Source organism: Acinetobacter sp. YH12021, assembly GCF_013420145.1.
Classification (GTDB): Bacteria; Pseudomonadota; Gammaproteobacteria; order Pseudomonadales; family Moraxellaceae; genus Acinetobacter; species Acinetobacter towneri.
Window position 1 is genome coordinate 30,090 of sequence record NZ_VOYT01000021.1, and the last position, 9,585, is coordinate 39,674.

Annotated in this window: 7 protein-coding genes; 5 read left to right on the forward strand and 2 right to left on the reverse strand. The window is 43.5% G+C overall.

From position 1 onward, the window contains the following. Positions 1-94: 94 nt before the first annotated feature. Positions 95-2,929, reverse strand: a complete 2,835-nt coding sequence (gene uvrA / locus FTT91_RS12515) for an excinuclease ABC subunit UvrA (RefSeq protein ID WP_004970200.1) — start codon at positions 2,927-2,929, stop codon at positions 95-97. A 142-nt stretch (positions 2,930-3,071) separates the two neighbouring features. Next, positions 3,072-3,746, reverse strand: a complete 675-nt coding sequence (gene tenA, locus FTT91_RS12520) for a thiaminase II (RefSeq protein WP_180044104.1) — start codon at positions 3,744-3,746, stop codon at positions 3,072-3,074. Positions 3,747-4,050: 304 nt separating this feature from the next. Between tenA and FTT91_RS12525 the strand changes: the two genes are divergently transcribed. From FTT91_RS12525 to FTT91_RS12545, 5 genes are all read left to right on the forward strand, one after another. Then, positions 4,051-5,136, forward strand: a complete 1,086-nt coding sequence (locus FTT91_RS12525; RefSeq protein ID WP_004970195.1) for a DUF475 domain-containing protein — start codon at positions 4,051-4,053, stop codon at positions 5,134-5,136. A 215-nt stretch (positions 5,137-5,351) separates the two neighbouring features. After that, complete coding sequence (locus tag FTT91_RS12530) at positions 5,352-6,716, forward strand: MFS transporter (protein WP_180169563.1); 1,365 nt, start codon at positions 5,352-5,354, stop codon at positions 6,714-6,716. A gap of 51 nt (positions 6,717-6,767) precedes the next feature. Then, positions 6,768-7,343, forward strand: coding sequence for a single-stranded DNA-binding protein (ssb, locus tag FTT91_RS12535; protein ID WP_131261265.1), 576 nt, complete (start codon positions 6,768-6,770; stop codon positions 7,341-7,343). Between the two features lie 238 nt (positions 7,344-7,581). Beyond that, positions 7,582-8,145, forward strand: a complete 564-nt coding sequence (gene ahpC, locus FTT91_RS12540; RefSeq protein ID WP_178867370.1) for an alkyl hydroperoxide reductase subunit C — start codon at positions 7,582-7,584, stop codon at positions 8,143-8,145. Between the two features lie 196 nt (positions 8,146-8,341). After that, the gene (locus FTT91_RS12545) at positions 8,342-9,226 is read left to right on the forward strand and encodes a pirin family protein (RefSeq protein WP_154321175.1); all 885 of its coding nucleotides are present in this window, start codon (positions 8,342-8,344) and stop codon (positions 9,224-9,226) included. Positions 9,227-9,585: the final 359 nt, after the last annotated feature.

The following is a 9,585-nucleotide window of genomic DNA, read 5'->3' on the forward strand; positions in this document are numbered from 1 at the left end:
AAGTGATAAAAAGCCTAGAGTGAAAGATTCAGCACAAGTTTGTGCTGAATCTGTATTTAAACTTGAATGGGCTTAAAAACTGAAATAATCTATTTTAGCCTTTTAACATCGGTTTTAAGAATTTTGCGGTATGTGAAATTTTAGATTTTGCGACAGTTTCAGGTGTGCCTTCGGCAATGATTTGTCCACCGCCTGCACCACCTTCAGGGCCTAAATCGACAATCCAGTCTGCAGTTTTAATCACATCTAGGTTGTGTTCAATCACCACAATGGTATTACCCTTGTTGCGTAGCTCATGCAGGATGTCGAGCAATTTGGCAATGTCATGGAAGTGCAAACCAGTGGTCGGTTCATCCAGTACATACAGGGTTTTGCCTGTATCTCGTTTGGCCAGTTCACGCGCCAGTTTTACGCGCTGTGCTTCACCGCCAGATAAAGTTGTAGCTGATTGACCAAGGCGGATATAACCCAAGCCAACCTGATTTAACGTTTCCAACCGACGATGAATCACAGGAATGGCATCAAAGAAATGCATGGCATCTTCAACGGTCATTTCCAAAACATCAGAAATATTGCGACCTTTATAACTGACTTCCAAAGTTTCGCGGTTATAGCGTTTACCATGACAGGCATCGCAAGGCACGTACATATCTGGCAAGAAGTGCATGGCAACTTTAATCATGCCATCACCCTCACAAGCTTCGCAGCGTCCACCTTTAACGTTAAAGGAGAAGCGTCCTGCTGCATAGCCACGTGCTTTAGCTTCAGGGGTTTGCGCAAACAGCTCACGAATTGGAGTGAACAAGCCTGTATAGGTCGCGGGGTTCGAGCGTGGCGTTCGCCCAATCGGGCTTTGGTCAATATCCACCACTTTATCTAAATATTGCAAACCATCAATCGAGTCGAATTTTTCTGCGGTTAATGTAGTTGCGCCATTTAATTGTGTTGCAGCCAAAGGCAACAAAGTACGGTTAATTAGGGTGGATTTTCCTGAACCCGACACGCCTGTGACACAAGTCATTACCCCTAAAGGCAAAGTGAGATCCACTTTTTTCAGGTTATGTCCTGCTGCGCCCATTAGCTTAATTTGTTGTTCGGGATGTGGCGGTTGGGTGCGCGTTTTCGGCACTTCAATTTTTAATTTGCCCGATAAATACTGCCCTGTTAGGGAGTCTGCATGTTCGGCCAGTTCTGCATAGGTGCCTTCGGCAATAATATGTCCACCATGCACACCTGCACCTGGGCCAATATCAATAATATGGTCGGCAGCGCGAATCGCATCTTCATCGTGTTCTACCACCAACACCGTGTTACCCAAGTCACGTAAACGAATCAGGGTTTCCAACAGGCGATCATTGTCACGCTGGTGCAAGCCAATTGAAGGTTCATCTAGCACATACATCACGCCCATAAGCCCCGCACCAATTTGAGATGCCAAGCGGATACGTTGTGCTTCACCGCCTGAAAGAGTTTCGGCGGAGCGTGACAGACTTAAATAATTCAAACCCACCGACACTAAAAAGTGCAGACGTTCACGAATTTCTTTAAAGATTTTATCTGCGACTTCACCTTTGGCCCCTTCAAGATTTAAGCCTTGATAGTAGTCTTCGGCATCGCCAATCGACATTTGGGTAATTTGAGCAATGGTTTTGTCTTTCACGCGGACATTACGAGAGATTTCATTTAAACGTGAACCACCGCAGGCATCACAGGCAGCATTAGATAAATACTGCGCCAAATCATCACGTACATAATTACTTTCGGTTTCACGGTAACGACGTTCTAAATGCGGTAACACGCCTTCAAACGCAATCACACGTTTATGGTGGCGTCCACGTTCATCAGTATAGCTCAGGTCAATTTTGTCTTTACCTGTGCCATACAGGAATTTCTTTTGTGTCACGCTGTCCAGCTGATTCCATGCCGTATCGAGTGAGAGTTCATAATGTGCCGCGACTTTTTCCAGCATGCTGTAATAATACGGACGCTGTCTGTCCCAGCCGCGAATTGCGCCCTGACTAATCGACAGTTCAGGGTTTGGAATCAATTTTTCCGCACTGAAATGGCTACGTGTCCCCAAACCATCACAAGTTGGACAAGCGCCAAAAGGGTTGTTAAATGAGAACAGGCGCGGTTCAAGTTCTGCCACGGCACGGTCACATTGCGGGCAAGAGTGCTTGGCCGAAAAAATACGATCAGGTTGTTCCGCATTCATCCACGATAAAATGGCTAAATCGCCACCTAAACGCAGTGCAGTTTCAAAGCTTTCGGCAATACGGTTGCCCAAATCATCTCGGACTTTAAAACGGTCTACCACCACTTCAATGGTATGTTTTTTCTTTTTATCGAGTTCTGGTGGTGGGTCAATGTCCATGACTTCGCCATCAACTCGGGCGCGTACAAAACCCTGACTTTGTAGCTGTTCAAACAGATGCACATATTCGCCTTTACGCTCACGAATCACAGGCGCGAGTAGCATTAAGGCAGTGCCTTCTTCCAGTGCTTTTACAGCATCGACCATTTCTGAAACAGTTTGCGCCACCATTGGTAAATCATGTTCAGGACAGTAAGGTGTGCCGACACGTGCATACAGTAAACGCAAATAGTCGTAAATTTCGGTAATGGTACCCACGGTTGAACGCGGGTTATGGCTGGTCGATTTCTGTTCAATGGCAATTGCGGGACTTAGACCTTCAATCGAGTCGACTTCAGGTTTTTCCATTTGCGATAAAAACTGGCGTGCGTATGCAGAAAGCGATTCGACATAACGACGCTGTCCTTCGGCATAAAGGGTATCAAACGCCAGTGAAGATTTTCCTGAACCAGATAAACCCGTAATTACCACAAATTTATCGCGTGGAATATCAAGGTTCACGTTTTTTAGGTTATGGGTACGTGCACCTCGAATACGGATATGACTTTGGCTCATAAAAACTTCTCGATATTTTGCAAATGAAAAACCTATATATGATAGCGCATGAAAATTGTTCAAGTGTTATTTTTCATGCTTTATCGGTCATGGCTTGTCGCACTGTATGGAGTGATCCCCATACGGTGCGTGAGGGCGGCCGTTAAGCTTGATCTAAACCCGGCCACTGACGTTGATGATAGGCGCTATCCCAGAATAACCATTCCAGTTCTGCAGCTTTGGTGTAGGCGTGGTGCATTTTTTCAAGGGTATCGGCATCACAGCGCGCAGCAACACGGTCTATGGTTTGAATCACATTATTGACTGCGGTGTGGAATTCCTCGCCCGAATAGGTATCGACCCATGCCTGATACGGATTATTCGGTGCAGAATTATTGACGATATCTTTACCAACTTCGGCATAAATCCAGAAACATGGCAGTAGTGATGCCAATACCACAGGATAGCTTTCTGACCATGCGGTTGCGACTAAATAAGAAGTGTAGTGATGACAGGCAAGGGTCAGTGGAGTACTTTCAAATTCCTGTTTGGAAATATCAAACTCCTGCATAAAGCTGTCATGTAAGGTACGTTCCACCACAATTGCGATTTTGGCGGCATCTGCGAACTGAATAATATCATCTGCATCAAAAGCTTTAGCCGCACAGACTGCCAGTGCACGCCCGTAGGCAATTAAGTAATGTGAATCTTGAATCACATAATGTGCAAAAGCAGCTTTACTTAAGGTGCCTTGTGCCAACTCCTGATTAAATGGTAAAGCGAGCGTATTGTGATAAAGGGCAAGGTTACGTTGCCAAGCGTCTTGAGAAAAGCGCATCCTAAATTCCTAATATGTCGTTGCATTTCACTATAGTAGTTTGGGAATGAAAAACACGGTTTTCACGGTATCTGATCGGGAAACCAAAAATCATACGAAGAATTTTGCCGAAGTTGAGGAAAAAGCGTCATAATTGCAGCATAAAATTTTACATTCTCAGTTTTTGTCCGATTTAAAATTCGGGCAATTCAATTTTCAGAATTTTTGTATCTGTTAAAGCTTAATCAAAACTGTACTTTGCGTTGATGGTACAGATTCGGCAGATGAAAAGTTCAGATCAAAATATAGTGATAGGTCGTTTCTCATGATGAAACATTTTGGTTTCTCAATCGTATTTTCGATTGTGTGTCTTGCGCTATCTGCATACTGGGGCTATACCCATGGCCCAGAAGCAGGTGTGCAAACCATGCTTACCGCACTAACCATTACCGCAATTTTGGCGATTATGGAAGTGTCGTTGTCGTTTGATAACGCGGTGGTGAATGCGTCAGTGCTGCGCGGTTGGGATCATTTCTGGAAAATGCTGTTTTTAACCGTGGGGATTATCATTGCAGTTTTTGGTATGCGTTTAATTTTCCCTGTGGTCATTGTGGCGGTCACTGCCGATATGGGCATGATGGAAGTGGTGCAACTGGCATTGAATGATCCGAAGCAATATTCGGCTAAACTGATGGCACATCACCCTGAAATTGCTGCTTTTGGTGGCGCATTCTTGTTGATGGTTTTCCTAAACTTTTTCTTGGATGATGAAAAAGACACGCACTGGTTTAGATGGTTTGAGCGTCGTTTGAGCAATCTGGCAAGCGTGCCTGCCATGTCGGTATTTTTGGCCTTAGTGACTTTGTTAATCATGGCGGCCAATGTGGTGGAAGATAAGCGCCTTGTGGTGACGATGGCGGGTATTTGGGGCATCGTGATTTATATTGGCGTACAAGTGCTGAGTCACATGTTGGGCGGTGAACCAGAGGTCGATGAACAGGGCAATGCTGTGCGTCATGACGAAAATGGCGTACCGACAGGCGTGGTGAAAGCGGGTATTGGGGGCTTTTTATATCTGGAAGTGCTAGATGCCTCGTTCAGTTTTGATGGTGTCATTGGTGCATTTGCAATCACCTCTGATGTGGTGATCATCATGTTAGGCTTGGCGATTGGTGCAATTTTCGTGCGTTCGATGACGATTTATTTAGTCGAAAAAGGCACGTTGGATGCCTATATTTACCTTGAACACGGTGCGCACTATGCGATTGGTGCGTTGGCCTTTATTATGATTGCCAGCGGTACAGGCTTGCATGTGCCAGAAGTGGTGACAGGTTTAATTGGTGTTGCCTTTATTGTTTGGGCGGTGATTGCATCTATTCAATTTAAAAAACGTCAGGCAAAAGCGGGTTAATGCTATGGTGATGCCCGTTGCTGTATTGCCGCGAAATCACAGAGCAATACGGTGATGAAGACTGTATAAAATATAAATTTGGGTGCACAACGTTGCGCCCTTTTTTATTGAAAAAGTAGGGTCTGTTGAATAAACATCGGGAAAAATCAGCATCCTTAAGCTGAATGTTGTAGGATATCTGCAAATTCAAAATTATTTAGTTTTAGTCGATTGATATGATGAATGCCTTAGAACGCCGCTCGACCTTTGCTTTAAGCAGTATTTTTGCATTGCGCATGTTGGGTCTGTTCATGATTATTCCTGTATTTTCAGTAGCAGGGCAGTCATATCAATACTCAACTCCTGCACTGATTGGTCTTGCCGTTGGTGTTTATGGACTCACCCAAGCCATTTTACAAATTCCGTTTAGCTTAATTGCAGACCGTTATAGCCGTAAGCCATTGGTGGTTTTTGGCTTATTACTGTTTGCTTTGGGTGGTGCAATTGCAGCCATGTCTGACACCATTTATGGCGTGATTATTGGTCGTGCCATTGCAGGTGGTGGCGCAGTATCTGCCGTGGTGATGGCATTACTGGCCGATGTGACCCGCGAAGAAAACCGCATGAAAGCCATGGCGGTGATGGGGATGAGTATCGGTATGTCCTTTGTGGTGGCCTTTAGTTTAGGGCCATGGCTTACGGGCTGGGTTGGTATTTCAGGGTTATTTTGGGTCACCACAGTGATGGGACTAGCAGCGATTCTCATGTTGTTATTGGTGCCTAAAGTCACGCGTCATCATCGTAATTTTCAGCAAGGCTATATCACTCAGTTAAAGCAAGTCCTGAAAATGGGCGATTTAAACCGTCTGCATGTATCGGTATTTACCCTACATTTATTGCTGACTGCCATGTTTATTTATGTGCCTTCGCAATTAATCCAATTTGCCGATATTCCTTTGCAGCATCACGGCTGGGTATATTTGCCATTGTTGTTGGTCAGTCTGTTCGTGGCATTTCCAAGCATTGTTTTGGCAGAAAAATATCGCAAAATGCGTGGCATTTTCCTGACCGCGATTGCAGGTATTATTTTAGGGCTGTTGGTGCTGATTTTCGGGTTTGAATCGAAATACATCCTTTTATTGGGTTTGGGTTTATTCTTTATTGCCTTTAACGTTATGGAAGCCTTATTACCTTCGTGGTTGTCAAAGGCTGCACCAATTCAATCTAAAGCCACCGCGATGGGTGTAAATGCCAGCAGTCAGTTTTTGGGTGCATTCTTTGGTGGGATGATTGGCGGACAATTATTGATGCTCAACCACACCGCAATGGGTTGGAGTATTTTGACCGCGATTGCTATAATTTGGCTATTCGTTAGTTTTGGATTGGCGCAGCCGCGCTATCTTTCGTCTTTGGTGTTGCGTTTGCCTGAGAACCGAGAAACAGATGAATGGACTTCTCAACTTTTGGCAATTCGTGGTATTGAAGAGGTCGTGGTGATGTCTGACCAACAAGTGGCGTATGTAAAGGTTGATAAACAGCATATTGATGATGCTGCGCGACAACAATTAACGCACTTGTTTGGGAAAGAGGTAGCCATTTAAGCATAACTCTTATAAAGTAAATAATAGAAACAAATAGGAAGAAAACGTCTAATGCGTGGTGTAAATAAAGTCATTTTAGTCGGTACTTTAGGTCGCGATCCTGAAACAAAAACTTTCCCAAATGGGGGTTCTCTCACCCAATTTTCTATCGCAACCAGTGATGTCTGGACAGACAAAAATACGGGCGAGCGTAAAGAGCAAACAGAGTGGCACCGTATTGTGTTGCATAACCGTTTAGGTGAAATTGCACAGCAATATCTACGCAAAGGTTCTAAGGTATATATTGAAGGTTCATTGCGTACTCGTCAGTGGACAGACCAAAATGGTCAAGAGCGTTACACCACTGAAATTCGTGGTGATCAAATGCAAATGCTCGATTCAGGTAATCGTGGACAATCTGACCAACAAGATGGCGGTTTTGCACAGCCACGGTTTAACAATAACCAAAGTGGCTATGGTAATCAGAATCAAGGTCAGGCTGCGGGTTATGGCAACCAAAATCAAGGTGGTTTTAACCAAAATCAGGGTAGTGGCTATGCCAACAATAACCCAAGTGGTTTTGCACCGAAGCCGCAAGCGGCGCCTGCAACCGCACCAGCAGATTTAGATGATGACTTGCCATTTTAGACTAACCATTTGATTAAAATGGAAATTATCATCCAAACCCTTTGTTTCGACAAAGGGTTTTTTTATGCAGATATTCAGCAAATATCTATTTTCTCGATTAAATTTCAAACTATGATAGGATTGTTAATTTGTAAATCCGATTATTTTTATAAAAAAACACTGTTTTACCGATTCATTGGTTTTTCGTATTCTAACTACACAAGATAAGCAATCCCTGAAATGAAATGAGGAATTATCCATGAGTTTAATCAATACCCAAGTCAAGGCATTTAACGCAACCGCTTACCACAATGGTCAATTTATTGACGTATCTGAGCAAGACTTTATTGGCAAATGGTCAGTGGTGTTTTTCTACCCTGCAGATTTCACCTTTGTTTGCCCAACTGAACTTGCCGATTTAGCCGATCAATATGCTGAATTCCAAAAAATGGGTGTGGAAATTTACTCAGTATCTACAGACACGCACTTTACCCATAAAGCATGGCATGACACCTCAGAAGAAATTAAAAAGATTCAGTATCCAATGATTGGCGACCCAACTTGGACATTGTCTAAAAACTTTGAAGTGCTGATTGAAGCAGAAGGTTTAGCAGATCGTGGTACTTTCGTGATTGACCCTGAAGGTAAAATCCAAATTGTAGAAATCAATGCAGGCGGTATTGGTCGTGACGCGCAAGAGTTATTGCGTAAAGTAAAAGCAGCGCAATATGTGCATGCACATCCTGGCGAAGTTTGCCCTGCCAAGTGGAAAGAAGGCGATGCAACCCTAGCACCATCTATTGATTTGGTTGGTAAAATCTAATCGAGTCATCTTACTCAATTTTAAAAATCCAGAACTTCGCTTCTGGATTTTTTATGCTCATGATTTGTTTAACCATGTATAAGTTTCAACAAGATTATTCCATTCTTGCAATGCTGTATGCCAAATTTGCACTAGGTTGTGGTGTGATGAGCGATTAAGATCAAAACATCTATTCTCCTAGCAATAGGTGTAACACATGAAAAAAATAATCGGTTTATATCGCAACCAAAACATGCATTGGGTGGGCGATGGTTTTCCAGTCAAAAATCTATTTTCTTATGACCGTTTAGGGCAGGCGATCAGTCCATTTTTACTCTTGGATTATGCAGCGCCGTATCATTTTGATGCGACTACCGCACAACATGGTGTTGGTTCGCATCCACATCGCGGTTTTGAAACGGTGACGCTTGCCTATCGGGGCGAAGTGACGCATAAAGATTCGGCAGGTGGTGGTGGCACCATCAAAACAGGCGATGTGCAGTGGATGACAGCAGGTGCGGGTGTGGTGCATGAGGAATTTCACTCCAAAGACTATGCAGCACAAGGCGGATTGTTTGAAATGGTGCAGCTTTGGGTGAATTTGCCTGCCGCAGACAAAATGACATCGCCACGTTATCAAGCCATTGAATCTCAAAATATTCCGAAAATTGAGTTTGAAAATCAGGCGGGGCATTTACGCATTATTGCAGGTCAGTACGCAGAGCAATCTGGGCCTGCCAGCACCTTTAGCCCTGTCAATGTTTGGGATGGACAATTGAAAGCTGCACAGACCCAAGCGCTGCATGTGCCGGTAGATCACAATACTTTATTGGTGGTGTTGGCAGGTGAAGTGCGGGTCAATGGCAGTCAACTTGTGCAAGATCACTCAGTGGTGTTATTTGCTCAAGATGGCGAAGCGTTAATTCAGCTTGAAGCACTGCAAGATACGCAATTTTTAGTGCTGACAGGCAAGCCATTAAATGAACCTATTCAAGGCTATGGTCCATTTGTCATGAATACCAAGCAGGAAATCATTCAAGCTTTTGAAGATTTTAATCAAGGCAAGTTTGGTGAAATTCCGATTCAACATCAAGCGGGTTAAGCTTTAAAAAATCTTAGCCAAGAAAAAAGCCTCATGTCGATGTCCCGACCGAGGCTTTTGTTGTTCTGGCGCTGTCAAATTTCTAGTTTTAGCGGATTGATCATATTCCTTATGATAATTATATGTGATGTAGTTATCATTTTTGTGCTTGGTATCATAGCGTTTAGAGATTTATTTGTAAAACGAAAATTATAAAATTGGTGAATTTATCTACATGGTTTAGAACACTATTTATAACCCGAATTACGGATAAGAAAAGCCCTTGAAAAAAAGGTAGTTAGAGCCATTTAGAAAGTTACGACACAACCCAAAGGCTCTAACTACCATGTACGATTTTACAGAAATTTTTTGTATTGTTG

Coding starts and splice junctions, on each gene's coding strand:
- uvrA (WP_004970200.1), bottom strand. CDS start 2,929: ATGAGCCAAAGTCATATCCGTATTCGAGGTGCACGTACCCATAACCTA.
- tenA (WP_180044104.1), bottom strand. CDS start 3,746: ATGCGCTTTTCTCAAGACGCTTGGCAACGTAACCTTGCCCTTTATCAC.
- FTT91_RS12525 (WP_004970195.1), top strand. CDS start 4,051: ATGATGAAACATTTTGGTTTCTCAATCGTATTTTCGATTGTGTGTCTT.
- FTT91_RS12530 (WP_180169563.1), top strand. CDS start 5,352: ATGATGAATGCCTTAGAACGCCGCTCGACCTTTGCTTTAAGCAGTATT.
- ssb (WP_131261265.1), top strand. CDS start 6,768: ATGCGTGGTGTAAATAAAGTCATTTTAGTCGGTACTTTAGGTCGCGAT.
- ahpC (WP_178867370.1), top strand. CDS start 7,582: ATGAGTTTAATCAATACCCAAGTCAAGGCATTTAACGCAACCGCTTAC.
- FTT91_RS12545 (WP_154321175.1), top strand. CDS start 8,342: ATGAAAAAAATAATCGGTTTATATCGCAACCAAAACATGCATTGGGTG.